The organism is Quisquiliibacterium transsilvanicum, assembly GCF_014202215.1.
GTDB classification, from domain to species: Bacteria; Pseudomonadota; Gammaproteobacteria; order Burkholderiales; family Burkholderiaceae_E; genus Quisquiliibacterium; species Quisquiliibacterium transsilvanicum.
The window spans coordinates 126,494-149,725 of record NZ_JACHGB010000008.1 but is presented as its reverse complement, the minus strand read 5'-3'; the positions used below and the strand labels follow the sequence as shown (position 1 = coordinate 149,725).

General features: G+C 66.8%; 36 protein-coding genes and 1 pseudogene. 35 read left to right on the top strand and 2 right to left on the bottom strand.

The annotated features are described in order from the left end of the window. Positions 1–678: 678 nt before the first annotated feature. The 22 genes and pseudogenes from HNQ70_RS19055 (at position 679) to cueR (ending at position 15,277) form a co-directional block, all read left to right on the top strand. Complete coding sequence (locus HNQ70_RS19055; RefSeq protein ID WP_183970662.1) at positions 679–1,197, top strand: DUF6933 domain-containing protein; 519 nt, start codon at positions 679–681, stop codon at positions 1,195–1,197. 20 nt (positions 1,198–1,217) lie between these two features. Next, positions 1,218–1,604: an SDR family oxidoreductase gene (locus tag HNQ70_RS19050; RefSeq protein WP_343060837.1), complete on the top strand. Its 387-nt coding sequence runs from the start codon at positions 1,218–1,220 to the stop codon at positions 1,602–1,604. Between the two features lie 425 nt (positions 1,605–2,029). Further along, on the top strand, positions 2,030–2,797 hold the full coding sequence (locus tag HNQ70_RS19045) for a PEP-CTERM sorting domain-containing protein (RefSeq protein ID WP_221302904.1): 768 nt from the start codon (positions 2,030–2,032) through the stop codon (positions 2,795–2,797). A gap of 159 nt (positions 2,798–2,956) precedes the next feature. Further along, entirely contained in the window at positions 2,957–3,322 is a 366-nt protein-coding gene (locus tag HNQ70_RS19040; protein ID WP_183970660.1) for a hypothetical protein, read from the top strand. Positions 3,323–3,368: 46 nt separating this feature from the next. Next, positions 3,369–3,776, top strand: coding sequence for a cupin domain-containing protein (locus tag HNQ70_RS19035; RefSeq protein ID WP_183970659.1), 408 nt, complete (start codon positions 3,369–3,371; stop codon positions 3,774–3,776). 40 nt (positions 3,777–3,816) lie between these two features. After that, positions 3,817–4,182 carry a lysozyme inhibitor LprI family protein gene (locus HNQ70_RS19030; protein WP_183970658.1) on the top strand — a complete coding sequence of 122 codons (366 nt, stop codon included), beginning with the start codon at positions 3,817–3,819 and terminating at the stop codon, positions 4,180–4,182. A gap of 31 nt (positions 4,183–4,213) precedes the next feature. Next, positions 4,214–4,600: a VOC family protein gene (locus tag HNQ70_RS19025; RefSeq protein WP_183970657.1), complete on the top strand. Its 387-nt coding sequence runs from the start codon at positions 4,214–4,216 to the stop codon at positions 4,598–4,600. A gap of 159 nt (positions 4,601–4,759) precedes the next feature. Then, a pseudogene (locus HNQ70_RS20320) lies at positions 4,760–5,047 on the top strand (VOC family protein); the annotation flags it as partial. A 314-nt stretch (positions 5,048–5,361) separates the two neighbouring features. Next, positions 5,362–6,096, top strand: a complete 735-nt coding sequence (locus HNQ70_RS19015; protein WP_221302903.1) for a hypothetical protein — start codon at positions 5,362–5,364, stop codon at positions 6,094–6,096. 8 nt (positions 6,097–6,104) lie between these two features. Then, positions 6,105–6,437 carry an antibiotic biosynthesis monooxygenase family protein gene (locus HNQ70_RS19010; protein WP_183970655.1) on the top strand — a complete coding sequence of 111 codons (333 nt, stop codon included), beginning with the start codon at positions 6,105–6,107 and terminating at the stop codon, positions 6,435–6,437. Between the two features lie 13 nt (positions 6,438–6,450). Continuing rightward, positions 6,451–7,161 (top strand): glutathione S-transferase family protein, encoded by a 711-nt coding sequence (locus HNQ70_RS19005; protein WP_183970654.1) that lies wholly within the window; start codon positions 6,451–6,453, stop codon positions 7,159–7,161. Between the two features lie 49 nt (positions 7,162–7,210). Next, positions 7,211–7,552 carry a DUF2703 domain-containing protein gene (locus HNQ70_RS19000; protein WP_183970653.1) on the top strand — a complete coding sequence of 114 codons (342 nt, stop codon included), beginning with the start codon at positions 7,211–7,213 and terminating at the stop codon, positions 7,550–7,552. A 230-nt stretch (positions 7,553–7,782) separates the two neighbouring features. Next, positions 7,783–8,343, top strand: coding sequence for an arsinothricin resistance N-acetyltransferase ArsN1 family B (locus HNQ70_RS18995; protein WP_183970652.1), 561 nt, complete (start codon positions 7,783–7,785; stop codon positions 8,341–8,343). Between the two features lie 274 nt (positions 8,344–8,617). Beyond that, positions 8,618–9,007, top strand: a complete 390-nt coding sequence (locus HNQ70_RS18990) for a hypothetical protein (protein ID WP_183970651.1) — start codon at positions 8,618–8,620, stop codon at positions 9,005–9,007. Beyond that, the gene (locus HNQ70_RS18985) at positions 9,004–9,666 is read left to right on the top strand and encodes a hypothetical protein (RefSeq protein WP_183970650.1); all 663 of its coding nucleotides are present in this window, start codon (positions 9,004–9,006) and stop codon (positions 9,664–9,666) included. Before HNQ70_RS18990 ends, HNQ70_RS18985 begins: the two co-directional genes overlap by 4 nt. Before the next feature lie 182 nt (positions 9,667–9,848). Beyond that, positions 9,849–10,268, top strand: coding sequence for a hypothetical protein (locus HNQ70_RS18980; RefSeq protein ID WP_183970649.1), 420 nt, complete (start codon positions 9,849–9,851; stop codon positions 10,266–10,268). 32 nt (positions 10,269–10,300) lie between these two features. Then, positions 10,301–10,798 carry a TspO/MBR family protein gene (locus HNQ70_RS18975; RefSeq protein WP_183970648.1) on the top strand — a complete coding sequence of 166 codons (498 nt, stop codon included), beginning with the start codon at positions 10,301–10,303 and terminating at the stop codon, positions 10,796–10,798. Positions 10,799–11,029: 231 nt separating this feature from the next. Continuing rightward, positions 11,030–11,425, top strand: a complete 396-nt coding sequence (locus HNQ70_RS18970) for a nuclear transport factor 2 family protein (RefSeq protein WP_183970647.1) — start codon at positions 11,030–11,032, stop codon at positions 11,423–11,425. Positions 11,426–11,569: 144 nt separating this feature from the next. Then, positions 11,570–11,791 carry a hypothetical protein gene (locus HNQ70_RS18965; protein ID WP_183970646.1) on the top strand — a complete coding sequence of 74 codons (222 nt, stop codon included), beginning with the start codon at positions 11,570–11,572 and terminating at the stop codon, positions 11,789–11,791. A 2-nt stretch (positions 11,792–11,793) separates the two neighbouring features. Continuing rightward, entirely contained in the window at positions 11,794–12,423 is a 630-nt protein-coding gene (locus tag HNQ70_RS18960) for a LysE family transporter (RefSeq protein WP_246435137.1), read from the top strand. A gap of 140 nt (positions 12,424–12,563) precedes the next feature. Then, positions 12,564–14,810 (top strand): heavy metal translocating P-type ATPase, encoded by a 2,247-nt coding sequence (locus HNQ70_RS18955; protein WP_183970645.1) that lies wholly within the window; start codon positions 12,564–12,566, stop codon positions 14,808–14,810. Further along, positions 14,807–15,277, top strand: a complete 471-nt coding sequence (gene cueR, locus HNQ70_RS18950) for a Cu(I)-responsive transcriptional regulator (RefSeq protein ID WP_221302902.1) — start codon at positions 14,807–14,809, stop codon at positions 15,275–15,277. The genes HNQ70_RS18955 and cueR overlap by 4 nt, the downstream gene beginning before the upstream one ends. Here cueR and HNQ70_RS18945 read toward each other — a convergent pair. Then, a complete protein-coding gene (locus HNQ70_RS18945; RefSeq protein ID WP_183970644.1) occupies positions 15,274–15,699 on the bottom strand; it encodes a type II toxin-antitoxin system VapC family toxin in 426 nt (141 codons plus the stop codon). The genes cueR and HNQ70_RS18945 overlap by 4 nt on opposite strands. A gap of 5 nt (positions 15,700–15,704) precedes the next feature. Next, on the bottom strand, positions 15,705–15,962 hold the full coding sequence (locus tag HNQ70_RS18940) for a type II toxin-antitoxin system Phd/YefM family antitoxin (protein WP_183970643.1): 258 nt from the start codon (positions 15,960–15,962) through the stop codon (positions 15,705–15,707). Positions 15,963–16,017: 55 nt separating this feature from the next. Between HNQ70_RS18940 and HNQ70_RS18935 the strand changes: the two genes are divergently transcribed. The 13 genes from HNQ70_RS18935 (at position 16,018) to HNQ70_RS18875 (ending at position 23,202) form a co-directional block, all read left to right on the top strand. Further along, the gene (locus HNQ70_RS18935; RefSeq protein WP_183970642.1) at positions 16,018–16,416 is read left to right on the top strand and encodes a GFA family protein; all 399 of its coding nucleotides are present in this window, start codon (positions 16,018–16,020) and stop codon (positions 16,414–16,416) included. Positions 16,417–16,489: 73 nt separating this feature from the next. After that, positions 16,490–16,861: a cytoplasmic protein gene (locus HNQ70_RS18930; protein ID WP_183970641.1), complete on the top strand. Its 372-nt coding sequence runs from the start codon at positions 16,490–16,492 to the stop codon at positions 16,859–16,861. A gap of 166 nt (positions 16,862–17,027) precedes the next feature. Beyond that, positions 17,028–17,528, top strand: coding sequence for a GNAT family N-acetyltransferase (locus tag HNQ70_RS18925; protein WP_183970640.1), 501 nt, complete (start codon positions 17,028–17,030; stop codon positions 17,526–17,528). A 73-nt stretch (positions 17,529–17,601) separates the two neighbouring features. Continuing rightward, complete coding sequence (locus tag HNQ70_RS18920; RefSeq protein ID WP_183970639.1) at positions 17,602–18,249, top strand: DUF5671 domain-containing protein; 648 nt, start codon at positions 17,602–17,604, stop codon at positions 18,247–18,249. Next, positions 18,246–18,668: a hypothetical protein gene (locus HNQ70_RS18915; RefSeq protein ID WP_183970638.1), complete on the top strand. Its 423-nt coding sequence runs from the start codon at positions 18,246–18,248 to the stop codon at positions 18,666–18,668. The genes HNQ70_RS18920 and HNQ70_RS18915 overlap by 4 nt, the downstream gene beginning before the upstream one ends. A 44-nt stretch (positions 18,669–18,712) precedes the next feature. Then, positions 18,713–19,024 (top strand): YdhR family protein, encoded by a 312-nt coding sequence (locus HNQ70_RS18910; RefSeq protein WP_183970637.1) that lies wholly within the window; start codon positions 18,713–18,715, stop codon positions 19,022–19,024. A gap of 29 nt (positions 19,025–19,053) precedes the next feature. Next, on the top strand, positions 19,054–19,662 hold the full coding sequence (locus tag HNQ70_RS18905) for a DUF1294 domain-containing protein (RefSeq protein ID WP_183970636.1): 609 nt from the start codon (positions 19,054–19,056) through the stop codon (positions 19,660–19,662). A 34-nt stretch (positions 19,663–19,696) separates the two neighbouring features. Beyond that, positions 19,697–20,062, top strand: coding sequence for a YciI family protein (locus tag HNQ70_RS18900; protein WP_183970635.1), 366 nt, complete (start codon positions 19,697–19,699; stop codon positions 20,060–20,062). A gap of 104 nt (positions 20,063–20,166) precedes the next feature. After that, positions 20,167–20,613: an SRPBCC domain-containing protein gene (locus HNQ70_RS18895; RefSeq protein WP_183970634.1), complete on the top strand. Its 447-nt coding sequence runs from the start codon at positions 20,167–20,169 to the stop codon at positions 20,611–20,613. Continuing rightward, positions 20,610–21,032: a VOC family protein gene (locus tag HNQ70_RS18890; protein WP_221302901.1), complete on the top strand. Its 423-nt coding sequence runs from the start codon at positions 20,610–20,612 to the stop codon at positions 21,030–21,032. Before HNQ70_RS18895 ends, HNQ70_RS18890 begins: the two co-directional genes overlap by 4 nt. 17 nt (positions 21,033–21,049) lie before the next feature. Then, on the top strand, positions 21,050–21,481 hold the full coding sequence (locus HNQ70_RS18885; RefSeq protein WP_183970633.1) for a YciI family protein: 432 nt from the start codon (positions 21,050–21,052) through the stop codon (positions 21,479–21,481). Next, complete coding sequence (locus tag HNQ70_RS18880) at positions 21,478–21,888, top strand: VOC family protein (protein WP_183970632.1); 411 nt, start codon at positions 21,478–21,480, stop codon at positions 21,886–21,888. Before HNQ70_RS18885 ends, HNQ70_RS18880 begins: the two co-directional genes overlap by 4 nt. A 51-nt stretch (positions 21,889–21,939) precedes the next feature. Beyond that, entirely contained in the window at positions 21,940–23,202 is a 1,263-nt protein-coding gene (locus HNQ70_RS18875; protein ID WP_183970631.1) for a sigma-70 family RNA polymerase sigma factor, read from the top strand. Positions 23,203–23,232 lie beyond the last annotated feature (30 nt).

Sequence of the window (23,232 nt, the reverse complement as noted above, 5' to 3'; positions counted from 1 at the left end):
CGGCCAAGGCACCACGCGGTTCATCTCGTCGAGAAACTGCCGCTTGCGCGTGCGTTTCGTCGTCAGGTTCAGTCCAAGGTCAGCTTGCTTCATGGATCACATCGTCGCTCGCAACACGGGTCCCGGACAAGCGGGTCGCGGGTCAATTTTGCAGACCTTCCCTAAGGGAAATCGAGCAAGAAAAAGCAGAGGCTGAGAGAATCCTGGAGGCAACGAAGTCCTCGAGCCCTGGAGATGCAGAGGAGAAGTTGAAGTTTCTTATAGCGGTGGGTTTGATTGCAAACCCAAACCGGCAAGCTGCACTGGAAGCCTACTTGACATCCGAAGCCCGAGGAACTGCGTCATCATCCGGAGACTCGCCATTGACTGAAGGTTATGCGTCAGGATGGTTGGGTGGCGGGAATAATCAGCTAGATCAATGCAACATCGGGCGCGCTGTGGTTGCGCAGAAGCATCCTGGAAAGTACGTCCTGTTGAAGTCTTCCTACGAGCAAAGCAGGAGAGACATTTTCGGTCGCGTTGAGTATCGTTACTTGTGCAATTTCGAGGTCAGGTAGCGATGCATTGCGTTGCTGGATTCGTATTCACTGGCGTGCATGTGGATCCAGCAATCGACTGCAGCGGAGGTACTCCCGTGTCGCGCCCCTGAATCGAAGTATCAGGCCGCACAAACGAACCATGCTGTATCTCAAATGCACTCAAGAGGTCCAAAAGGCCGTCGGCCTGCGCAAGGAGAACCTCGCCGTACCTCAGCCAACTGAATCGCCACTGGGCAACTGGTATGTAAATCGCTTCAACCTGGGGCGACGCAAGGCATACATCTTCTTTAGCGAAACCACCCTGCTGTCATTCATTCTGTTTCAGGGCAGGAGGCGTGTGACCGTCGAATCGCTACCCGGCATGCTCTTGACCGGCCTGGAGCAACTGCTGCAGATGAAGGGGTTGCCTCAGTCCGCCATCGACAAAGCGTTTGAGAACTACGACGCGGGCTTGTACGCCAGGACCGACAGTCGCGCGGATCTCGGCTCCATGAATGACTTGGTCCTCCAATATCAGGCGCGTGTCGAGTTCGAGGGTGGCCTGGAGCACTGCGATCTGACGAGCATCATCATGAAGACCAACGAGACGCCCCAACGCAGGCTCGGTTGGCAATGCTCCTGGGATGCCGTGCAAAGCAGGCTATGCCGGCCAGGCTGATTGAGTGGCCTGACTGGTGACTGCTGCTGACATCGGACCTTGGGTCGCAGCGCATCCTGCCGAGCAAGCCCGCTATCGCGCCGCCGGGGCATCCTGCGCTGCGCAATTACTCGTACGCAGCGGCCAAGGCCGGGCTTGGGCAGCTGACCGTGCAGATGGCGCGCGACCTCAACGACGATCACATCAACGTGAACGCGATCGCCCCCGGACCCTTCAAGTCGAAGATTCCGGCGCCCATGTACGCGAGCGAGGAGATCGAGCGGCGCGAGTTGGCCAATTTCCCGATGAAGCGCTGGGGCGCGCTCGAGGACGCCGCCGGCCTGACGACCCTTCTCGCGTCGCGGGCAGGCGCCTACATGACCGGCCAGGTCATCCCCTGCGACGGCGGCGCGACCACGATCGGCTAGGGCGCTTGCACCGCCTGGTTGCCGTTCTCGCGGGGGCTCCGGTGCCGCTGCGACGCGTGCACACGGATCACGGGTCCCGGAGGAGCGCGTTTCCATGTGTTCAGGATGCGTCTGAAACCGACCCCGATAATGTGACCCGTTGAGCCCGGACTTTTCCCTGGAAGATCTTTGATGAGCGTTGGCGTCGAGGCGTTGTTCACGAGCGCGTTGGGATCGCAGGCGCCGTGGGGGCTTGCCCCCGTTCATCCACGTTGTCGACGCTTCTTACAGCCGCGATGCTGGAAAGCAAGGCAGATTCGCCAAGCCCTTGATCTATAGGCCGGCGCAGCGGCTGGCACGAGAACTGCTAATGGCTCAGGCGAAGTTGTCTCAGCGTGCTTTCACAAGCGCGGTCACCGTTCAACATTTCCTCGGGAGCACCCCTCATGACAGGATCAGCCCCTCTTCTGACGGCAGCACTGCTCGCATTGGGTGCCTTCGGCAGCGCACAGGCTGCTGCGCTTGTGCATGACTTCCAGCTCAACGGCACGCTGGCCGATGCGCTGGGCGGCCCCAGTCTCGTGGCCATCAACGCCGGCGGAACCGACGGCACCATCGGCGCCAGCGGCTTCAGCTTTCCCGCCAACGCGGGGCTGCAACTGACCAACGGCCTGTTCGACGCAGCCGACTACTCCATCGAGATGGCCTTCAGCTTCGACGCCATCTCGAGCTGGCGCCGCATCATCGACTTCAAAAATCGCTCGACGGACCTCGGCCTGTACAACTTCAACGGGGCCATCCAGTTCTACCCGTTCACCACCGGCAGCGGCATCTTCAGCCCGGGTGGCATGGTCAACATCATCGTCACGCGCGACGACGCCACCGATGCCTTCAACGTCTACGCTGGCGGTCTGAACATCCTGACGCTGAACGACGCGCCCGGCGACGCCGTGTTCAGCACGGCGGGCAAGATGGTCAACTTCTTCCGCGACGACACGGTCGTGTCCAACGAGGCCTCGTCGGGCTTCGTCGACAAGATCCGCTTCTATGACGGGGCCCTCACGGCAATCGAGGCGCGCTGTCTGCAAACGGGGTCGCCCGAGGCCTGCGGCGTCCCCCCGCCGCCCAATGGCAGCGTGCCGGTGCCCAGCACACTGGCGCTGGCTGGCCTGGCGCTGCTCGGCCTGGGGGCACGGCGCCGCCGCGCGGCCTGACGCCGGGATCCAGATGCTGGCACCGCGGTGCCGGCCCGTGGCGGCCGCATTGCGGACGCCGACGAAGGGCTGAAACCGGCTGCGGCGGCCGTCCGTGCGAGGACTCGCAACGGCGTATCCGTGCTGACATCGGTTTCCGCTCGATCGTCGAGCGCCGCCATGGTCAAGCTGCTTCTCGTCATCAACACGCTGCTCACGCTTCCCTTCGGCATCGACGCGCTCGCGGCTCCGGCCGAGGTCTTCGCCCAGTTCGGGCTGAAGCTGGATGCAGGTGGCGCGCTCGTGGCGCGCGGGTATGCGGCGGCCCTGGTCGGCTACGGGCTCCTGCTCTGGCTGCTCCGTCACACGCGCGACAGGGCGGTTGCCAGGCCGCTGCTGCTGTCTATGGTGGCGTTCAACGGCATCGAGGCGGTCATTCAAGGATTGGCCGGCGTCCAGGGGACTGCCCTGCCGGTCATCCTTGCGAACGTCGTCGTGCATGGTCTGGTGTGCGCCGCCTGCCTGTACGCGTACCGCGGACAATGATGCGTGTGACCTTCGTTCCTGGCTCACCGAAACTGAGGAGACCGACATGACGACCAAGGGGTTCGTTGCCTCGCACGCGAGAGATGCTGCCTTCGAGCGGGGGTTGCGCTCTTTCTTCGAGTATCGCGACCTCGGCATCCGGAGTGCCACCGATGGGCGAGTCGTCGCCCACGTGATCCGCGCAGCCCAGGGGGCGGACTTCGCGGGCCAGCCGCACTTCCACGAGACGAGCTTCCAGCTGGTCTACGTGCTCAAGGGCTGGATCGAGTTCGAGTACGAGGGGCAGGGCAGGGTGCGGCTCGAGGCGGGCTCCTGCGTGCACCAGCCTCCCGGCATCCGGCACAGGGAGCTGGGGCACAGCCCGGACGTGGAGATGCTGGAGATCGTCATGCCCGGCGAGTTCCGGACGGTGGAGGTCGACTCCGTCGACGGCTCGGCGTCGGCCGGGCGGTGACGCCTGGCCGCCGGCCTGAAGCAAGCAAACGGAGATTTCCATGACCAAGCGAATCGTCATATCTCTGGCGCTTTCGGCACTCGCCATGCCGGCGATGGCGGATTGCAGAGACCCGACCACACAGACGGAGATGAATCGTTGCGCTGCACTCGCTTTGAGCAAGGCCGATGACGAGCTCAATTCGACCTACAGCAAGTTGATTCGACAGCTGGACAAGAGTCAGCAGGCCGAGGTGAAATCCATCCAGTTGCTATGGATCAGGTTCAAAGATCAGAGCTGCAAATACGAAGCTTCCGGCGCAGAGGGCGGATCATTGCAACCGCTGCTTCGCGACACTTGTTTGACACGACTTACAGAAGATCGCACCAGGGATCTTAAAGACTGGGTCAAAACTGCCGGGCAGTAGATCGGATGCGGCGGTCCCGAGAACCCACCCCATGAAAATCGACCACCTCGATCACCTCGTCCTCACGGTCGCCAATCTTGGCGAGACCTGCGAATTCTATTCGCGGGTCCTCGGCATGGATGAGGTCACCTTTGGAGCGAACCGCAAGGCATTGGCGTACGGCTCGCAGAAGATCAATCTTCATCAGAGGGGCAGTGAATTCGAGCCGAAAGCTGCCGCTCCCACCCCTGGCTCTGCAGACTTGTGCTTCATTGCAGCCACGCCGCTCGACGAGGTCATTCAGCACCTCCGGCAGTGCGGAGTGGCCATCATCGAGGGGCCAGTCAGGCGAACCGGTGCGATCGGCCCGATCATGTCGGTTTACTTCAGAGATCCCGATGGGAATCTCATCGAGGTTTCCAACAGGATCGATGCCTGACCCTTCGCCGGATGAAACGCCTTCCGCGGTGGTCGGATACCGGCTAATCTTTCCGCGTACCGGTGTTGCGCCTGTGCGCTGGCGCAACACCGCTTGCTTGAACGTTCGGCCAGCGAGGGTGGAGATGAGGGCATCCTCGGCATTCAGCGCGGAGGTGTGATGTTCGACCACATCGGTTTCGGAGTCTCCAACCTGGCGGAGAGCAAGTCCTTCTTCCTCGAGGCGCTTGCGCCACTGAAGGTCGCGCTCGTCATGGAAGGCCCATTCGGCATCGGAATCGGACAGGACAACAAGCCGTCGCTGTGGCTTCACCAGTCGCAGGTTCGTCCGGCCCCGCTGCACATTGCGTTCGTCGCCGCCAGCCGCGTGGAAGTCGATGCCTTCCACAAGGCGGCGTTCGCCGCCGGTGGCAAGGACAACGGTGCACCGGGCCTGCGCCCTCACTGGAGCCGAGTCCCGCGGGCATCGCCCTTGCCCGCGTGGTGCGCACATGTCACGGGCCAGGCCATTCCAGGGCGGCGCCCCACACAAGGCAAGAAATTGATGACACCAGACATCCTCCTACCAAGGGCCATGCCGGGCGCCTGCTCGACTGGCTCACCACGCATGCTTCGCAGCAGGGCTGCAGTGCCGTCCACCTCGATACGGGCTATGGGCGCCATGCTGCGCATCGTGTCTACCTGAGCAAGGGCTTCGAGCTGAATTGTCACCACATGGTGATGCCGCTCGAGCGCGGCAGCTGAGCCCGGAGATCGGTTTCCATGTTGCGCAACCTGGATTTCAGTTCCCTGCAGGCGGTGATCACCACCCTCCTCGGAGTGGTGGTGATGGCCTTCACGATGGTGGGCATCCGCCTGCTGGTGATGGAGCGGGTGCAGCAGCGCCGCCAGCGCGAGAACCGTCAGATCAACGAACGCCTGCGGACGCTGATCGCCGCCTACAAGACGCTGGGAGGTTCCTTTACCGGAGATCTGTCGGTGGATCCGACACACCTTCGCGAGATCCTGCTGCAACGGGTTCCGGTCGAACGCGCCGGGGGCGAGGGCAGGGAGGCCGACGGGGACGTATCGCCCCCCGCCTCCTCCGATCGCGCGCGCCGCATCCGCGATGCCGTCGAGGCTGCACTTTCGGACGTGATCCTGCTCGGCAACGAGGAGCAGGTGCGCATGGCGGCGCGGGCGGCGACCGATCTCGTCGAGGGACGCCCGGTCCACACCGACGCGCTGGTGATTTCGCTTCGTGACTTCATCCGGAAGGTGCTCGACCTGGAGCCCGTGCCGGCGGGGCTTGCGATTCCCAGGCAGGGGCCCACCCGCCCCGGCGGCGGGTCCGGCGGCGGAAGGGGTGCTGGCGGCGCGGGCGGTGGCGGCCAGGGCGGCAGGGCTGGCGGTGGTGGGGGCGGCGGAGGCGGCGGCGCCGTCGGTGGAGGGATCATCCTCGGGATGGGTGGCGGCCTGGGGGAGGGCGATGCCGAGTCGCCTCCCCGGCCCGGGTGAAACGAAGCATGATTCTTGAAGTCGCACCGCTGCACGTGAAGGCTGGGCAGGAGACGGAGTTCGAGGCTGCGTTCCTGCAAGCGCAGCGCATCATTACGTCCAGCCCGGGCTACGTCTCGCACGACTTGCAGCGGTGCATCGAGCGGCCCGGCGACTACATCCTGCTCGTGGTCTGGAAAACGCTCGAAGATCACGAAGTCGGCTTCCGGCAGTCTGCCGGGTACCAGGAATGGAAGAAGCTGCTTCATCACTTCTACGATCCGTTCCCTGTGGTTTCGCACTACCAGCCTGTTCGAGGCGCTTCGTCGGCTGAGCACTCCAGCGCAGTCGGAAGACGATGATCGAGGTCCGCCGATGATCACATTGCACAAGTTCATCCCCGCCTGGGGGTTGCCGGACATCAGCCCGTTCTGCATGAAGGCGGAGACCTATCTGCGTATGACAGGTGCCGAGTACAAGGCCGTCGTGTCCGACTCCCGAAAGGCCCCGAAGGGAAAGTGCCCGTACATCGAGCATGAGGGCCAGGTCATCTCCGACTCGAGCATGATCATCGAGTATCTGGAAAGTCGCTCCAGTCACCCGCTGGACTCCGACCTGACGGCTCACGAACGAGCCATTTCCGCCGCCCTCAAGGCCATGCTCGAAGAGCAGTTCTATTTCGTAATAGCGTGGGCTCGTTGGGTGGACCCGGCCGGCTGGAACATCTATCGCCCCGTGATCAAGGAACTCGGCGCCGCGCTCGGTGTTCCGAAGCCCTTCATACCGCTTCTCGAGCCCCTGATCCGGGCCCAGATGCGGCGCACGGTGTATCTGCAGGGTACGGGGCGCCACTCCCCAGACGAAATTCGCCGGATCGGTGTCAACGTGGTCACCGCGCTTTCGGACTGGCTCGAAGACAAGCCCTACATGCTGGGCACCAGGCCTCATCTGATCGACGCAACCGCATACGCTTTCATCGCGAGCTGGCTGTGGGGGCCTTTCGAAGGCGCGATCAAGGATCAGGTCTCGCAGCGGGCCAACCTCGTTCGATACTGCGATCGAATGAAGGCGCAATACTGGGCGTAGGCACGGCGCAGCGGACTGACAGGCGCCAACCATCGGGAGGTCGTAACCCATGAAGCTGCTACCAATCGTCTGGCAGAGACTCGTGAGCCCCGAAGGCAGGACCTGCGATCGGTGCGGCGCTACGCATCGGGAAATGGAGCGCGCCATCGCAAAACTCGAGCAATCGCTTCGTCCACTGGGCATCGAGCCAAGGCTCGAGGTGAGGGAGCTGGACGAAAAATCGTTCCCCTGTTGTTCGGTCTGCGGGACGTCACCGTGTCGGACGGTGGAGGTGGCAGGGGTCAGCTTTGAAACCATCCCGGAGGAGCTCTTCCTAAAGGCCGCCCTGGTCGCCGCATCGCAGTTGCTGAGCGTCGAGAGAGACGCGGGAGCGCTCGAGCATGACACCTGAGCAGGCTTTTAATGGGTCATCACATGGCCGCCTGCGTGGATACGGCGCGGAAGGAGCGGCGCACGCTGCATGCCGTCGGCGATGGCACCTTCGTCGCGGACGGCCGTCGGTTGGACCGCCGCAGGCAGATGGCCTCGAAACTGCCGCCGGGGGTCTAGCATGCTCTCCCACGTGATCGTCGGCGTCAGGACACGGAGGGCAACAAGCTCTGCGTCGCCTGCCACTCTGTCATGACCCACGCGACGAAGGAGCACGATGTGCAGATACGGCCGGTCGAACCCGCGGACGCCGCGGCGATCTGCGACATCTACAACCACTACATCGAGCACACTACGATCACCTTCGAGGAGGTTCTCCTGACGCCGGGCGAAATGGCCGCGCGCATCGAGGCCTGCACCAGGGCCTACCCGTGGCTGGTATGCGTCGACGATGGCGTGGTGGTCGGATACGTGTATGCGAGCAAGTGGAAGGAGCGCGCCGCGTATCGCCACACCGCCGAGGCCACGGTCTACGTGCGGGCGGGGCACGCGCGCCGCGGCTGCGGCCAGGCGCTTTATGCCGCGCTGCTTCCGGCTGTGTTCGAGCGCGGGTACCACGTCCTGCTGGGCTGCATCGCCCTGCCGAACGAGGCCAGCGTGGCCCTGCACGAGCGTTTCGGGTTCCGCAAGGCGGCGCACTTCACCGCGGTCGGCCGCAAGTTCGACCGGTGGATCGACGTGGGGTACTGGCAGCTCGTCGGCGGATCGCCTCGTGTCGACCATCCGTCGGGATGGAGCGCGGGCAGGCGATGACCGCCTTAAGATCCGTATCGAGCCAGCCGGCACCAGCATGCCGCTCGGCCCGACGCCTGGTCATCGCGTCCCCGGACCTTCCATCCTCGCCACCCGAGCAAGACCCCTCATGAGACTCATCCTCGCTTCGATCCTCCTCGCCACGTCGCTGGGCGCGTGCGCCGTTCACACCCCTTCCGGGTCGATCGTCGTCGATCCGGCCCGTGGGGGCGGACACGCCGGGAACGGAAAGTTCTGCCCCCCTGGACAGGCGAAGAAGGGCAACTGCTGACACGTGCTCTCCCTTCGACTTCTCTGGGCACTCCCCTGCAGCGCCGTTGGTGCGCTGCTGGGACTCCTTGTGATCTGCGCTGGCGGCTCCCTCCGTCGTGCCGATCACACGATCGAGTTCGCGCTCGCGCCCGGGCAAGGCCAGGTTCCCCGCTGGGCGGCGAGATGCCGCTTTGCTGCCATCACCTTCGGCCATGTCATCGTCGGCCAGAGCCATGAGGTGCTGGCCGTGCTTCGTCCGCACGAGCGTGTCCACGTGAGGCAGTACGAACGGCTCGGCGTCCTGTTCTTCCTCGCCTATCCGGCCTCGAGCCTGATGGCCTGGCTGCAGGGCAGGTGTCCTTACCTTGGCAATCGTTTCGAGCAGGAAGCGATCAGCCTGGACCCGCGATGATTCGTCGCCGCATCCTCGGCACCCTCGCGCTCGGCGTGCTGATCGCCGGCTGCGCCGGCTTCAAGGGCGGATGGGAAAGCGTCCCGTACGTCGGCGACGCCCCACCGCCGCTCGCGGATGCGCAGACGCCTTACGAATCCCGTGAGCGCGCCAGGCTTCGTCTCGACGGCCTGACGATCGCAGTGAGCATCGACAATCAGGTCAGGACCTACGACACCCAGGTCTACGGCTATGGCGTTCCGCTGTCCGTGGACCCGCGCACCCTTCGCACGCAACCGGGCCAGTCCGGCAGGACGCGGGTGAGGATCGAGGTCTCGGGCATGCGTGGCGAGTTCGTGTTCCATCCACAGCTTGCACGGCTGGCTGTCGGGGACAAGGCGGTTCTCGGAATCGCCGGGTACGAGTTTGCGATGTGGGGCGCGGCGGGCCAGAGGGTGTCGAGCGGCGGGCGCTGGGAGCATCGGGCGACCGGCGACCGTTTCGCCCTGCAGGATCGCAGCCGTGCCTATCTGCTCAGCATCGACTTTCCGCTCGAGCCGCCGTCGCCGGAGTCGCGGGCGATCTCGCTCGACCTCTCGAAGGCGCTCACGGCGCCGGGGCTTCCGGAGCTCCCGGTCATCAGGTTTGCGCCGGGCCGATGGAAGCACGGCTACACATAGCCTCGCGGTGATCGGCGCGGTGGCGCCCATTTGCGGCGGCGGCGCGTAGGATGCTCGTTTGCGCTCGAGCCAAGGCCAGACCCATGTCGACGTCACCCAAGTCCGCCGCACCGGCAGCTGCGAAACGAGCGGCTGCAAAGGCGGCAGCGCCGGGCGCTGCGAAGGCAGCGCCGAAGAAGGCCGTGGCACCGGTCTCGGCGAAGCCGGCCCCGACCAAGGCCGCCGCACCGGCCACCGCCAAACCGGCCCCGGCAAAGGCCGCCGGTGCTGACGCGAAGCCGTTCATTCGCTTCCACCACTCGCAAGAGCTGCGCACGAGGACTCTGGAGGTGCTCGACGCGATCGAGAGCGCCGACAAGCCAGGCGCCCACTCCGGACGCCTGACCGAGCTGGTTCTCGAGCTGACCGATGCGGGCATGGATCAGTTCTTCCTGCAGTCGCTGAAGGCTACGAAGGCCAATTTCGTGGTGCAGCAGTCCGCGGCGATAGGCCTGTCCGGGGTGCAGAAGGTGATGGGAACGGTCATCCGGAACATCGTCGGCCGCATGGACGATCGGCAGTTGCTCTCGGTGTGCGGCTCCATTCGCCAGTTCATGAAGTGAAAACAGCCCCCGTCTCGATCGACCCAAGCGCCATGTCGCAACGTTCCACCCTCGCGCAAGCGCTCAGCCTGCTGGGCTGGCTCGCCATCGCATTCGCCGCAGCCGCCATCGGCGCATTCGCAACGGTGGATGCCGGCAGCTTCTACGCGCAGCTCGTCAGGCCGGCCTGGGCCCCGCCGGGCTGGGCCTTCGGTCCCGTATGGACCGTTCTCTATCTGCTGATGGCCATCGCTTCCTGGCTGGTCTGGCGCGAGCGGGACTCAGGCCATCGGCGGCTTGGACTCGCGCTCTTCTTCGTCCAGCTGGGCGCAAACGCGCTCTGGTCCTGGTTGTTCTTCTCCTGGCGCAACGGCGCGCTCGCGTTCGCTGAGGTGCTGGTTCTGCTGGCGCTCATTGCCGCCACGATCGCCGTGTTCTGGCGTGTGCGCCGCCTGGCCGGCGTCCTCATGCTTCCGTATCTGGGCTGGGTGTGCCTTGCGACTGCGCTCACGTGGTCCGTGTGGCGAGGCAACCCCACGCTGCTGCAGTGAAGCGATGTTGCATCGGCTTTTTCTGGGCGTTTTCGGTGTCTTGCTGATGGGCGTGGGCCTCTACGCGCTCTTTTTTGCCGGTCCGTTCACGATCCTGCAGCTCGCTGGCGGATCTGCGCTTGTCCTGCTTGGCGGCAACATGGTCGTGTCCGCCTGGAGGGCCCGGGAATCCTGGCTGTCCAGGCTGGGCCCATTGCCCTGAACTCCCATCTGCCACGGAGGTGACCGATCATGCAGACGACCACTCCGGAAGTGACTGTCGACGTATTGGAGGCCTTCGCCGACGCGTGGAATCGCCACGATGTCGATGCGCTGATGTCGTTCATGGCGGAGGACTGCGTCTTCGAGTCCTCCGCCGGCGACGAAGTCTGCGGAACCCGCTACGCAGGCAGGCAAGCCGTGCGGGCCGGCTTCGCGGAGGTCTGGCAGACCTTCCCCGACGCCCATTGGGGATGCGCGCGCCATTTCGTCCATGGCAACCGGGGAGTATCGGAGTGGACCTTCACGGGAACGCGGGTGGATGGAACCCGCGTCGAGGTCCATGGCTGCGATCTGTTCACTCTTCGCGACGGCAAGATCGTGCTGAAGAACTCTTACCGCAAGAACCGCCCGCCCATTCCGAAGTGAGCGCGATGAAGCCCAGGCCTTTGCCCGATCGGACGGCCTGCGGCAGCCGCTGACCCCGAGCGTGTTGCCGCACGAACCGGAAGCGACGCGATCGTCCGTACGGCGCCTTGGTGCTGCGCGTTCGTCAGCCCGGGCGGCTGGGCCATGGCCGGTGTCGCGGCACCGGGTATTCTGCCTTGCGCCGAGTTGCTTCTGGCGGTGGTTCTCGCCGGACGCAACGTGGCGGAGTACATTGCCGGCCGGGATCCGGTGTCGGGGTCCGTGTACCTGTCGATGCTGGTGGCGTTTGCTGCGATGCCCTGGCTTCACCATCCGCGGCGCGACGATCCCTATGACAATCCCGTCCCGTTCGTAGCGCAGGCATGAACATGACCAGTCTGTTCGGCATCCAGGACTACGCCAGCTTCGTTGCGGCCATCCTCATCTTCCAGATGGTTCCCGGCCCGGGAACGATCGCCATCCTGAACGCGACCGCGCGCAACGGTGTCCGGGCGGGCGCCGCAGCGGTGCTCGGAACGCTCTGCGGTGACTTCGTCTACATGGTTGCGGCAGTGGCTGGGCTGGCCGCGATCCTGCAGGCCAACGCGTTCGTCTTCCAGGCCTTGCAGTGGTTCGGCGCGGGCTACCTGGTGTGGATGGGCGTCGGCCTGCTTCGCCGTAGGATGAGCGGTTCAATCGATGTCGACGTGCCGCAGCGCTCGGCGGCCAGCCATTTCCGTCAGGCCTTCGCCGTCAGCCTCACGAACCCGAAGGTGATCCTGTTCTTCGTGTCCTTCTTCCCGCTCTTCCTTCGGCCAGGCGCTGCCGCTGCCACGCTGGGGATGATGATGCTGCACGTGACGGTGCTGAGCCTTCTGTACCAGGGTCTGCTGGTGGTGGTTGGCAATCGGGTGGCCGGCGCATTGCGCGGCTACCCCTCGGCGCGGCGGCTGGCCACCAGGATCGCAGGTGTGGCGCTCATCGGTTTCGGGATCAGGCTGGCGACGGGGAATCGCTGAGTCCGCTTCGGGGTGACCCCAGTCCGGTTCGGCTGCGCGAGGCTGCTGACGTCTGCATTTCGCGAAACCGCTTGACCTTCCCATCATGGCAAGCCTGAGCATCCCTCCCACGCCCGCATTACCGGGCGCAAGGAGCGGACATGCAGCACACATTGGAACGGCCGGCGAGCCCGGCGAGCATCGACCTCGACGAATCCACCGTCGAGCTGAGCATCGAAGGCATGACATGCGCGTCCTGCGTGGTGCGCGTCGAGAAAGCGCTTGGCAGGCTTCCGGAAGTCACGCTTGCCGAGGTGAACCTGGCCACGGAAAAGGCTTCAGTGAGCTTCGCCGGGCGTAGCGCCGATGTGCTGCCCGGGCTGGTTGCGGCGGTGGCGAAGGCGGGCTATGGGGCGACGATCGCGCCGCGGGCCGGGGCGGTTCCGGTGACGGGCGGCGCGGCTGCGCCGCAATGGTGGCCGGTGGCCGTGTCCGCCGCACTCTCGCTGCCCCTGGTGCTGCCGATGCTGGCGATGCCGTTCGGCGAGGACTGGTCGCTCCCGGGATGGTGGCAGATGCTGCTGGCGAGCCCGGTGCAGTTCTGGCTCGGGGCCCGCTTCTACCGCTCCGCCTGGAAGGCTGTGAAGGCGCGCGCTGGCAACATGGATCTGCTGGTGGCGCTCGGAACCTCGGCCGCCTACGGTCTCTCGGTCTACCTGCTGGCCACGGACAACGCGCACGACGGGCACGGCGCGGCGCCTCATCTCTACTTCGAGGCTTCCGCCGTCGTGATCACGCTGGTGCTGCTGGGCAAGTGGCTGGAGAACCGCGCAAAGCGCCAGACCACCGAGGCGATCCGCGCGCTGAACGCGCTGCGTCCGGATACCGCCCGGGTGCGCCGCGGCGGGGCGGAGCTGGAGATTCCCGCCGTGCAGGTGAGGCTTGGCGAGGTGGTGGTGGTGCGGCCGGGCGAGCGCGTGCCGGTCGACGGCGAGGTCCTCGAGGGGGCCACCCACGTTGACGAGTCGCTGATCACCGGGGAGAGCCTGCCGGTGGCCAAGGCGGCGGGCGCGCGGGTGGTCGGCGGCTCGGTGAACGCCGAGGGGCTGATCGCGGTGCGCGCGACGGCAGTTGGCGCCGAGTCAACGCTCTCGCGCATCGCGCGGCTGGTGGAGTCGGCGCAGGCGAAGAAGGCATCGATCCAGCGCCTGGTCGACCGGGTGAGCGCGGTCTTCGTGCCCGTGGTGCTCGGCATCGCCCTGGTCACGCTGATCGGCTGGGCGCTTGCCACCGGCGACTGGGAGCGGGCCATCCTCAATGCCGTCGCGGTCCTGGTGATCGCCTGCCCCTGCGCGCTGGGGCTGGCGACGCCCACTGCCATCATGGCCGGCACCGGCGTCGCAGCGCGGCGCGGCATTCTGATCAAGGATGCGGAGGCCCTGGAGCTGGCTCATCGGGTGGGCATCGTGGCCTTCGACAAGACCGGGACGCTGACTGATGGCATGCCGCAGCTGGTGACCGCCGAGGCCGTGGACGGCGATCCTGACGGCCTGCTGCGGCTGGCGGCAAGCGTCCAGTCGGCCAGCGAGCATCCGCTTGCCCGCGCGGTGCTCGAGGCTGCGCGGCAGCAGCGGATCGCCGTGGCGCAGGTGCAGGGCGCGGAGGCGGTGGCCGGACGCGGCATCCTGGCCCGGGTCGAGGGCAGGGCACTCGGGCTCGGGAGTTCGCGCTGGATGCAGGAGCTGGGGGTGGACCTGTCCGCGCTGGCTTCGCGCGCGGCCGAGCTGGAATCCCAGGGCCGCACCGTGTCATGGCTGGCCGAGACGGGCGGCGCGCCACGGCTGCTGGGCCTGCTCGCGTTCGGCGACGCGGTCAAGGCGAGCGCGCGGGAGGCGATCGACAGCCTGGGTTCGCTGGGCGTGAAGGTCATCATGGTCAGCGGCGACAACCGTGGGGCTGCCGCGGCGGTTGCCCGGGAGCTCGGGATCGACGAGGTTCGCGCCGAGGTGCTGCCGGCGGACAAGGCGCAGGTCGTCACCGATCTGAAGGCTGACGGCGCGGTCGTGGCGATGGTGGGCGACGGGATCAACGACGCCCCCGCGCTGGCCGCCTCGGACGTGGGCTTCTCGATGTCCACCGGCACCGAGGTGGCGATGCACGCGGCCGGCGTCACGCTGATGCGCGGCGATCCGCGCCTGGTGGCCGATGCCATCGAGATCTCGCGCAAGACATACGCGAAGATCCGGCAGGGGCTCTTCTGGGCCTTCGCCTACAACGTGGTCGGCATTCCGCTCGCGGCGTTCGGCCTGCTCAACCCCATGCTCGCGGGCGCCGCCATGGCATTCTCGTCGGTGAGCGTGGTTGCCAATGCATTGACGCTGCGCCGTTGGAAGGGGAGGGCCTCATGAAGATCGTCGGCGAAGGCATGAACATCGGGGAGGCCGCAACGAAAGCGGGCGTCACCCCGAAGATGGTGCGCCACTACGAATCGCTGGGACTGCTGCCCCGGGTGCGCCGCAGCGAGTCCGGATATCGCATTTACGCCGAGGCCGAGGTGCACACGCTGCGCTTCATCAGGCGCTCGCGCGACCTGGGTTTCTCCATCCCCGAGATCGCCGAGCTGCTGGCGCTCTGGCAGGACCGGCGCCGGTCGAGCGCGAGCGTGAAGCGGCTGGCGGAGCGGCACGTCGTGGCGCTCGAGCGCAAGCTCGAGGAACTGGAGACGATGCGCAGCACGCTGCAGCACCTGATCCACTGCTGCCATGGCGACGACCGGCCCGATTGCCCGATCCTCGAGGACCTGGGGCGCGTGGCGCCGGGCCCCGTCGCCGGCGGGCGCAAGGGCGCTGGCGGACGTGCGGGCAAGGCGGCTTAGTTGCGCGGCTGGGCCGAACCACGCTCGAACGGGTTGAGCACCTCGACCCCGAACGACGCGAAGTCCGCGACGTTCCGGGTGACCACGGCGAGCCCATTGACGCTGGCGATGGCCGCGATCATCGCGTCTTCATAGAGCGTTTCCGACTTGCGGTGCATGAGCCTGGCCCAGCACCGGAACGCTGGGCCATGCATCGGCAACACGTTGTACGAACTCGCAACGAGGTCCAGCCAGGCCTCGATCTCCGCAGCCTTTTCGGCATCCTGCTCGCGGGTGAGTTCGATGCCGGCCTGGATTTCGCCGAGCGTCACCGTGGCCAGGTGGAGGCTGGCGTCATCCACGGATTCGAGCCATGCGACGACGGCGCCGTGCGGCCGCCGCTTGCGAAGCTCGGAGACGACGTTGGTGTCGAGCAGGTACATGGCACTCATTCCAACTCCGTGACCGGGCGGCGCCGCGCCTTGCGTCGCGGCGGTACCAGCATGTCGGTACGGGCGGAATCAGCCAGGAGCAACTGCTTGAGCGAGGGGCGTGCTGCGGCCTGCAGCCGGCGCCACTCGTCGATGGGCACCAGCACGGCGGTTTCCGTGCCGCGTCGAGTGACCACCTGCGGGCCCTTGCTCACGCAGGCATCCAGCAGCTCGCTGAACCGGGCCTTGGCGTCCTGAACGGGCCAGCTGCGCATGGGACTCCTACCTGCATATAATGACTAGTCAGATGACTAGTATAAAGCACGTGCAATGAAAGGCAGTTGTCTCTGTGGCGGCATCCAGTACGAATGCGACGGCCTCGACACGCCGATCGTGAACTGCCATTGCCGCACCTGCCGCAAGGCCCATGCCGCGGTCTGCGCGCCTACCGCCGGCGTCTCGCGCCAGCGGTTCCGGTGGCTCGCCGGGCAGGAACTGCTTCGCAGCTTCGAGTCCTCCCCGGGGAAGCTGCGCCACTTCTGTTCGGTCTGCGGTTCGCACCTGATGGCCGAGCGGGCGCAGCAGGACCGTGTCATCGTCAGGGTCGCGACGCTGGACGAGGATCCCGGCGTGACGCCGGCGATGCACATCTGGTGTTCGCACGACGTGCCATGGCTGGAGGAAGGGGAGGGCGTGCCGTACTACCCTGAATGGCAGCCAGGGAGATAGGACGTACCACTTGCGATCCTGCGTGCGGCGGTCCGACAATCTCCTCAGGGTTCGCATCCCTGCAGGAGGTCACATGCACCGCATCGCCGCCCTCGTCACTGCCCTCCCGCTGGCCGCCGCCTTCGCGCAGGATCCCACCAGCACCGATCCCGACAAGTACAAGGCCGTCTTCGAGAACGACTGCGTTCGGGTGCTGGACTACCGGGACCGGTCCGGCGAGAAGACAAGCCAGCACCGGCACCCGGCCTTCGTGCTCTACGCGCTGTCCTCGTTCGAGCGCACCCTCGAGCTTCCCGACGGCAAGCGGCTGCAGCGCCGGTTCAAGGAGGGCGACGTGATGTGGTCGGACGCGCAGACGCACATCGGCAACAACACCGGCGAGACGCCGACGCACGTGCTGATCGTGGAGATGAAGCCGGGCGTCGGGGAGTGCGCCAGGAGGTGAGCCTGGACGGCGCGGTCCGCCCGATGTCCGATGCCAGTTGGCAGGTACTCGACCGGAAGGACGACTTGCCGTCCCTGCAGCTTTGGGCAAACTGGTGCTCATGTCCGATCAGACCGACTTCAACGCCAGACCGCCGGACCTCGACTCCTCGTTTCCGGAGACCCCGATGCGCATCAGGAACGAAGCCGCTGCCGACGTCGACGCGATCGGCCGGGTGACCACCGCCGCCTTCGCGGACATGGCCATCAGCAACCATACCGAGCAGTACATCGTCGCGGCGCTGCGCAGGGCGGGGGCGCTCACCATGTCCCTGGTCGCGGAGCTGGACGGCGAGGTGGTCGGCCACGTTGCGATCTCGCCGGTGCGGATCTCCGACGGCAGCCCCGGCTGGTACGGGCTCGGCCCGCTCTCGGTCCTGCCCGAGCATCAGGGCAGGGGCATCGGTTCGGCCCTGATGCGCGAGTCGCTCGAGCGGCTGAGGGCGCTCGGCGGCCGCGGCTGTGCGCTGGTCGGCTCCCCTGGCTACTATCGGCGCTTCGGCTTCAGGAACATCCCGGGCCTGGTCCACGAGGGCATCCCGCAGGAGTTCTTCCTTGCGCTGCCCTTTGTCGAGCAGGTGCCGACGGGGATCGTCACGTTTCACGAGGGATTCCAGGCAGTCGCCTGATGGCGCTTCCCGCGGGCGATTCGCCCCGGAGGCCGCGCGCCCGCATCGGGCACTTTCTTGGAGGACGGGCAGCATGGCAAGCGATGATGAACTGCCGGGCTTCGTGCGAGAAGCGCTCGCGCGTGGCCTGCCGAGACAACAGATCGAGCAGGCACTGGTGCAGGCCGGCTGGGGCAGGGACCAGATCAGGAGCGCGCTTGCGGCCTACGCGGAGCTGGACTTCCCGATTCCCGTTCCCCGGCCCAAGCCCTACGTTTCCGCCAAGGAAGCCTTCCTCTACCTGACGCTCTTCTCCACGCTGTACGTCAGCGCGTACAACCTCGGCCGGCTGGTGTTCAGCTTCATCGAGCGCCTGCTTCCGGACCCGGCCCTGTCGGGCCATTACTTCGACTACACCAGTCAGGCCATGCGCTGGTCGGTGTCTTCGCTCGTCATCGCCTTCCCGGTCTTCCTCTACCTGTCCTGGCTCATGGGGCGGGCGATCCGCCTCGAGCCGACGAAGCGCGCATCCCGGGTGCGCAAGTGGCTCACCTACCTGACCCTGTTCATCGCGGCCAGCATCCTGGTGGGCGACCTGATCACGCTGCTCTACAACTTCCTGGGGGGCGAGCTCGGCCCGCGCTTCCTCCTGAAGGTGCTTACCGTCGGCCTGATCGCAGGAACGGTCTTTTTCTACTACCTCTGGGATCTCCGCTCGGACGAGGTGGAGGGCGAGACATGAAGGCATCGACCTCGCGGGCGTTCGCGCTCGTCGCCGTGGCGGCGGTGGTGGCCGCGGTGATCGCCGGGCTGAATCTGATCCGCTCGCCGGGCGAGGAGCGAGAGCGTCGCATCGACGCCCGCCGGGTGTCCGAGCTGCGCACCATCGCCAATACCGTCGATCTGTACTGGACCCGCGAAGGGCGGCTGCCGGTCTCGCTCGACGAACTCCGCGCCGCGCAGCTGGGAGGGCTCCACTACGAGGATCCGGAGACCAGCCGGCCCTACGAGTACCGCATCATCGGCGAGAAGGGCTACGAGCTGTGTGCCGAGTTCGTGCGCAATCCCGGCGAGGAAGGCCGGCACCTCTATGGGGATTTCTGGACGCACGGCGCGGGGCGGCAGTGCTACCGGCTGGACGCCAAGAAGGTGGTGCGCTGAACTTCCTTCCCTTGCCCACAACGGCCCACCAGCAGGAGCCAGCCATGATCACCGTAATCGTCGAGTTCAAGCTCCCCCAGCCCATGTCCGTCGAGCAGGCCAGGGAGACCTTCCTCTCCACCGCGCCGAAGTACCGTGGCATGCCCGGCCTGGTCCGCAAGTACTACTTCCTCTCCGAGGACGGCACGAAGGCCGGCGGCATCTACCTTTGGGAGTCCCGCGAGCACGCGGCGCGGGTGTACACGGACGAGTGGAAGGCCTTCGTCCGTGGCAAGTACGGAACGGATCCGTCGCTCACCTGGCTGGAGTGCCCCGTGGTGGTCGACAATGTGTCGGACGAAATCCTTTCCGCCTGATCGAGGCGCGTCCAAGCCGACGGAGAAGCATGCGATTCGATGGCAGGCTGAAGTCGTGGAACGACGAGCGCGGGTTCGGCTTCATCGAGCCGGCGCTTGGAGGCGAAGACATCTTCGTCCATGTCAAGTCGTTTCCGGCGGGGACAGGGCGTCCCGCAGCAGGGCTGCGGGTTTCCTTCGAGGTCGAGCTGGGTCCTCAGGGCAGGAAGCGGGCGAGGGCGGTGCAGCTCGTCCGCCCCGCGCGCAGGCGCTCGGCGAGGCGCGCGGAGCCGCCGGTGCGCTGGACGACTGGGCGCGTGCTCGCCATCCCCGCCTTCGTTCTCGTCTACGCCGCCGTTGCAATGATCTGGTCGGTCAGGCCGGTGGTGGCGCTGGCCTATCTCGCCGCGAGCGTCCTCGCCTTCGCGGCCTACGCGGCCGACAAGTCGGCCGCGATCAGCGGCCGCTGGCGCACCCCCGAGTCCACGCTGCACATGCTCGGCCTCGTCGGCGGCTGGCCCGGCGCGCTGCTCGCGCAGCAGCTGTTGCGGCACAAGTCATCGAAGCAGTCCTTCCTGTTCGGCTACTGGACGACGGTGCTGCTGAACGTCGCGGGCTTCGTGGCCGTCCACTCGCCGCTCGTCCTCGCGCGCGTGTAGCATCGGAATTCGTCCCTTCGAACCGGAGCTTGAGATGTCCTACATGCTCCTGATCCTCGAAACCCCCGGCCAGCGCGCCACCCGCACCGAGGCCGAAGGCCGCGAAGCCTACGCGCAGATGCAGCGCTTCGGCGAGAGGCTGGCTGCGCAGGGCAAGCTGCGCGCGGTCGAGTCGCTCGCATCGCAGTCCGGTGCGGTGCGCGTCACGCATGCCGCTGGCCAACCGCAAGTGCTAGACGGTCCCTTCGCCGAGGCCAAGGAGATGGTCGGCGGGTTCTTCCTGCTCCAGGACGTCACGCGCGAGGAGGCGATCGACCTCGCGCACGAGTGCCCGGCGGCGCAGTGGTGCACGGTCGAAGTCCGCGCGCTCGCTCCGTGCTTCGACGACAGCCGCGCGTGATGCGGGTTATCCCTTAGTCGATCGCTGTCGATTCCGCGCCGGCTGCTTCGTCGTTGGGGTGACGACGCGCCCGCACCTTCGGGCGCTCCACCAGGGGAGGCCGCATGAAGACCCAGCACCACGAGATCCTGATCCGGGTGCCGCGCGAGCGGGTCTGGAAGACCATGTTGGACCCGTCCACCTTCGGTCAGTGGACCGCCGCCTTCTGCGAGGGCTCGCGCTTCGAAGGCAGCTGGGACGCAGGCCAGGGCATCCGCTTCCTCGCTCCCGACGGTAACGGCATGGTGTCGGAGATCGCCGAGCACCGCCCGGCCGACTTCGTGTCGATCCGCCACCTGGGCGTGATCGAGAGCGGCCGTGAGGACACGGGTAGCGATGCGGTGCGCGCATGGGCGCCCTGCTACGAGAACTACAGCTTCGTCGACGAGGGCGGTGCCACCCGGCTGAAGGTGGACATGGACGTGTTCGGCGACTACGGCCCCTTCATGGCCGAGACCTGGCCGCGCGCGCTGGCGCGCCTGAAAGACCTTTGCGAAGGAGAGTTGAAATGAGCGCCACCACCGTGACGATGTGCCCCGTCGTGCACTTCGAGATGCCCTATCGAGATCGCGACCGCGCCGCGCGCTTCTACGCGCAGGCCTTCGGCTGGGCCCACGAGAAGCTCGGGCCCGAGATGGGCGACTACCTGCTGGTCACCACGGTGGCGCCGGGCGCGCGTCCCGGAGTGCCGCCGGAGGCACCCGTGGGCGCGATCAATGGCGGCTTCTACCCCTTCCATGCCGACATGCCGATGCAGCACCCGTCGGTGGTGGTGGCGGTGGAGGACATCCATGCCGCGATGGAGCGCATCCGCGCCGCCGGTGGCCAGGTGCTGGGCGAGCCGATGACCATTCCGGGGGTGGGCGAGTACGTTTCCTTCGTCGACACCGAGGGCAACCGCAATAGCGTGCTGCAGCCGAGCATGCCCTGATCGGAAAGGAGCCAGCGATGCGGTTCATGATGATCGTGAAGTCCTGTCCGGAGTTCGAGGCCGAACTGCAGCCGGATCCCGACCCGGAGCTGATGGCGGCGATGGCCGCGTACCACGAGGAGCTGGCCCGTGCCGGGGTGCTGCTCGATGGCAGCGGCCTGAAGCCGAGCCGCACCGGCTGGCGCATTCACTACGGTGCGCAGGGGCGCCGCGTGGTCGACGGACCCTTCGCCGAGGCCAAGGAACTGGTCGCCGGATATACGCTGATCCAGGTGCGCTCGCGCGAGGAAGCCCTGGAGTGGAGCAGGCGCTTCCCGAACCCGGCCGGCGAGGGCGCCGACGCGGTGGTGGAGGTGCGCGAGCTCTACGAGCTCGAAGACTTCGCGCCGAGCGAGGCGCTTGACCGCATGAAGGCGATGGAGTCGTTGGCGAAAGGAGCAGGGCAATGATCCGCCAGATCTTCGTGAATCTTCCCATCCGCGACATGGCCCGCTCGAGGGCCTTCTTCGACGCGCTGGGCTTCAGCTTCAATCCGCGCTTCACCAACGACGAGGGCGCCTGCCTGGAGATCGCCGAGGACATCTACGCGATGCTGCTGGTTGAGCCGTTCTTCCAGGGCTTCACGCAGTTGCCCGTGGCCGACGCGCGCAAGGCCACCGAGGTGCTGGTGGCGCTGTCCTGCGACAGCCGCGCCGAGGTGGAGGCGCTGGTGGGCAAGGCCGTGGCGGCGGGCGCCACCACGCCCAATGCGCCCAAGGACTTCGGCTTCATGTACCAGCACGGCTTTGCCGATCTGGACGGCCACCTGTGGGAGGTCTTCCACATGGACGAGGCCGCCGCGCCGGCCCGGATGTGAACGCAGGGGCGAAGTCAGGGGCAGAAGCAGACCCGGACGCGAGCGCGACCCGTGCACTCCCGCATCCACGAAATCATCGCCGCCGTCTGGCGCCTCGAGTCCGCGCGCATCGTCGCGGTGGTCGCGCGGCAGGTGCATGACCTGGGCGTGGCGGAGGATCTGGCGCAGGACGCGCTGGTGGCCGCGCTGGATCGCTGGCCGCGCGACGGGCTGCCCGACAACCCGGCCGCCTGGCTGACGGCGACGGCGAAGAACCGGGCGCTGGATCACCTGCGCCATCGTCGGATGGCGCACGCCCGGCACGAGGACATCGCCCGCGACCTGGAAGCGCTGGAGGCGCATGTCGTGCCGGACATCGCCGACGCGCTGGATGCCGCGCGCGAGGACGAGATCGGCGACGACCTGCTGCGGCTGATCTTCATCGCCTGCCACCCGGTGCTGCCCACTGACGCGCGCGTGGCGCTGACGCTCAGGCTGCCCTGCGGCCTGACGACGCACGAGATCGCCCGCGCTTTCCTGGTTCCAGAGCCCACCGTGGCCCAGCGCATCGTGCGTGCCAAGCGAACGCTGTCCGAGGCCAGGGTGCCCTTCGAGCTGCCGCGCGGCGAGGCGCAGGGCGAACGCCTGGCCTCGGTGCTCGAGGTGGTGTACCTGGTGTTCAACGAGGGCTACACGGCCACGCGCGGCGCGGACTGGATGCGGCCCGCGCTCTGCGACGAGGCGCTGCGCCTGGGACGCATGCTCGCCGGCCTGGCGCCCGGGCAGGCCGAGGTGCTGGGGCTGCTGGCGCTGATGGAGATCCAGGCCTCGCGCACCGCGGCGCGCACCGATTCCCAGGGCGAGCCGGTGCTGCTGGCCGACCAGGACCGGTCGCGCTGGGACCGACTGCTGATCCGCCGCGGCCTTGCGGCGCTCGAGCGCGCCGACGCGCTTGGCCAGCCCCTGGGCAGCTACCGGCTTCAGGCGGAGATCGCCGCCTGCCACGCGCGGGCGCCGCGCGCGCAGGACACCGACTGGAACCGGATCGCGTCGCTCTACGCGGCGCTGACGCAGCTGGCGCCGTCGCCGGTGGTGGAGCTGAACCGTGCGGTGGCCGTCGGCATGGCCGAAGGGCCGGCGGCGGGACTGGCGATCGTCGAGGCGCTGCTGGAAGAAAGGGCGCTGCAGCGCTACCAGTGGCTGCCGGCGGTGCAGGGCGACCTGCTGGTCAGGCTGGGGCGGCACGAGGAGGCGCGCGCCGCCTTCCTGCGAGCAGCGGCGCTGGCGGGCAACGAGCGCGAGCGGACGCTGCTGGAGCGGCGGGCGGCCGCGTGACTCGCTTCCCGATGCCGCCTTGCCATATGG

What these genes read in the sequence shown, in the direction of transcription:
- HNQ70_RS19055 (WP_183970662.1), top strand. Translation starts at nt 679, where the DNA reads ATGCTGTATCTCAAATGCACTCAAGAGGTCCAAAAGGCCGTCGGCCTG.
- HNQ70_RS19045 (WP_221302904.1), top strand. Translation starts at nt 2,030, where the DNA reads ATGACAGGATCAGCCCCTCTTCTGACGGCAGCACTGCTCGCATTGGGT.
- HNQ70_RS19040 (WP_183970660.1), top strand. Translation starts at nt 2,957, where the DNA reads ATGGTCAAGCTGCTTCTCGTCATCAACACGCTGCTCACGCTTCCCTTC.
- HNQ70_RS19035 (WP_183970659.1), top strand. Translation starts at nt 3,369, where the DNA reads ATGACGACCAAGGGGTTCGTTGCCTCGCACGCGAGAGATGCTGCCTTC.
- HNQ70_RS19030 (WP_183970658.1), top strand. Translation starts at nt 3,817, where the DNA reads ATGACCAAGCGAATCGTCATATCTCTGGCGCTTTCGGCACTCGCCATG.
- HNQ70_RS19025 (WP_183970657.1), top strand. Translation starts at nt 4,214, where the DNA reads ATGAAAATCGACCACCTCGATCACCTCGTCCTCACGGTCGCCAATCTT.
- HNQ70_RS19015 (WP_221302903.1), top strand. Translation starts at nt 5,362, where the DNA reads ATGTTGCGCAACCTGGATTTCAGTTCCCTGCAGGCGGTGATCACCACC.
- HNQ70_RS19010 (WP_183970655.1), top strand. Translation starts at nt 6,105, where the DNA reads ATGATTCTTGAAGTCGCACCGCTGCACGTGAAGGCTGGGCAGGAGACG.
- HNQ70_RS19005 (WP_183970654.1), top strand. Translation starts at nt 6,451, where the DNA reads ATGATCACATTGCACAAGTTCATCCCCGCCTGGGGGTTGCCGGACATC.
- HNQ70_RS19000 (WP_183970653.1), top strand. Translation starts at nt 7,211, where the DNA reads ATGAAGCTGCTACCAATCGTCTGGCAGAGACTCGTGAGCCCCGAAGGC.
- HNQ70_RS18995 (WP_183970652.1), top strand. Translation starts at nt 7,783, where the DNA reads ATGACCCACGCGACGAAGGAGCACGATGTGCAGATACGGCCGGTCGAA.
- HNQ70_RS18985 (WP_183970650.1), top strand. Translation starts at nt 9,004, where the DNA reads ATGATTCGTCGCCGCATCCTCGGCACCCTCGCGCTCGGCGTGCTGATC.
- HNQ70_RS18975 (WP_183970648.1), top strand. Translation starts at nt 10,301, where the DNA reads ATGTCGCAACGTTCCACCCTCGCGCAAGCGCTCAGCCTGCTGGGCTGG.
- HNQ70_RS18970 (WP_183970647.1), top strand. Translation starts at nt 11,030, where the DNA reads ATGCAGACGACCACTCCGGAAGTGACTGTCGACGTATTGGAGGCCTTC.
- HNQ70_RS18965 (WP_183970646.1), top strand. Translation starts at nt 11,570, where the DNA reads ATGGCCGGTGTCGCGGCACCGGGTATTCTGCCTTGCGCCGAGTTGCTT.
- HNQ70_RS18960 (WP_246435137.1), top strand. Translation starts at nt 11,794, where the DNA reads ATGACCAGTCTGTTCGGCATCCAGGACTACGCCAGCTTCGTTGCGGCC.
- HNQ70_RS18955 (WP_183970645.1), top strand. Translation starts at nt 12,564, where the DNA reads ATGCAGCACACATTGGAACGGCCGGCGAGCCCGGCGAGCATCGACCTC.
- cueR (WP_221302902.1), top strand. Translation starts at nt 14,807, where the DNA reads ATGAAGATCGTCGGCGAAGGCATGAACATCGGGGAGGCCGCAACGAAA.
- HNQ70_RS18945 (WP_183970644.1), bottom strand. Translation starts at nt 15,699, where the DNA reads ATGTACCTGCTCGACACCAACGTCGTCTCCGAGCTTCGCAAGCGGCGG.
- HNQ70_RS18940 (WP_183970643.1), bottom strand. Translation starts at nt 15,962, where the DNA reads ATGCGCAGCTGGCCCGTTCAGGACGCCAAGGCCCGGTTCAGCGAGCTG.
- HNQ70_RS18935 (WP_183970642.1), top strand. Translation starts at nt 16,018, where the DNA reads ATGAAAGGCAGTTGTCTCTGTGGCGGCATCCAGTACGAATGCGACGGC.
- HNQ70_RS18930 (WP_183970641.1), top strand. Translation starts at nt 16,490, where the DNA reads ATGCACCGCATCGCCGCCCTCGTCACTGCCCTCCCGCTGGCCGCCGCC.
- HNQ70_RS18925 (WP_183970640.1), top strand. Translation starts at nt 17,028, where the DNA reads ATGCGCATCAGGAACGAAGCCGCTGCCGACGTCGACGCGATCGGCCGG.
- HNQ70_RS18920 (WP_183970639.1), top strand. Translation starts at nt 17,602, where the DNA reads ATGGCAAGCGATGATGAACTGCCGGGCTTCGTGCGAGAAGCGCTCGCG.
- HNQ70_RS18915 (WP_183970638.1), top strand. Translation starts at nt 18,246, where the DNA reads ATGAAGGCATCGACCTCGCGGGCGTTCGCGCTCGTCGCCGTGGCGGCG.
- HNQ70_RS18910 (WP_183970637.1), top strand. Translation starts at nt 18,713, where the DNA reads ATGATCACCGTAATCGTCGAGTTCAAGCTCCCCCAGCCCATGTCCGTC.
- HNQ70_RS18905 (WP_183970636.1), top strand. Translation starts at nt 19,054, where the DNA reads ATGCGATTCGATGGCAGGCTGAAGTCGTGGAACGACGAGCGCGGGTTC.
- HNQ70_RS18900 (WP_183970635.1), top strand. Translation starts at nt 19,697, where the DNA reads ATGTCCTACATGCTCCTGATCCTCGAAACCCCCGGCCAGCGCGCCACC.
- HNQ70_RS18895 (WP_183970634.1), top strand. Translation starts at nt 20,167, where the DNA reads ATGAAGACCCAGCACCACGAGATCCTGATCCGGGTGCCGCGCGAGCGG.
- HNQ70_RS18890 (WP_221302901.1), top strand. Translation starts at nt 20,610, where the DNA reads ATGAGCGCCACCACCGTGACGATGTGCCCCGTCGTGCACTTCGAGATG.
- HNQ70_RS18885 (WP_183970633.1), top strand. Translation starts at nt 21,050, where the DNA reads ATGCGGTTCATGATGATCGTGAAGTCCTGTCCGGAGTTCGAGGCCGAA.
- HNQ70_RS18880 (WP_183970632.1), top strand. Translation starts at nt 21,478, where the DNA reads ATGATCCGCCAGATCTTCGTGAATCTTCCCATCCGCGACATGGCCCGC.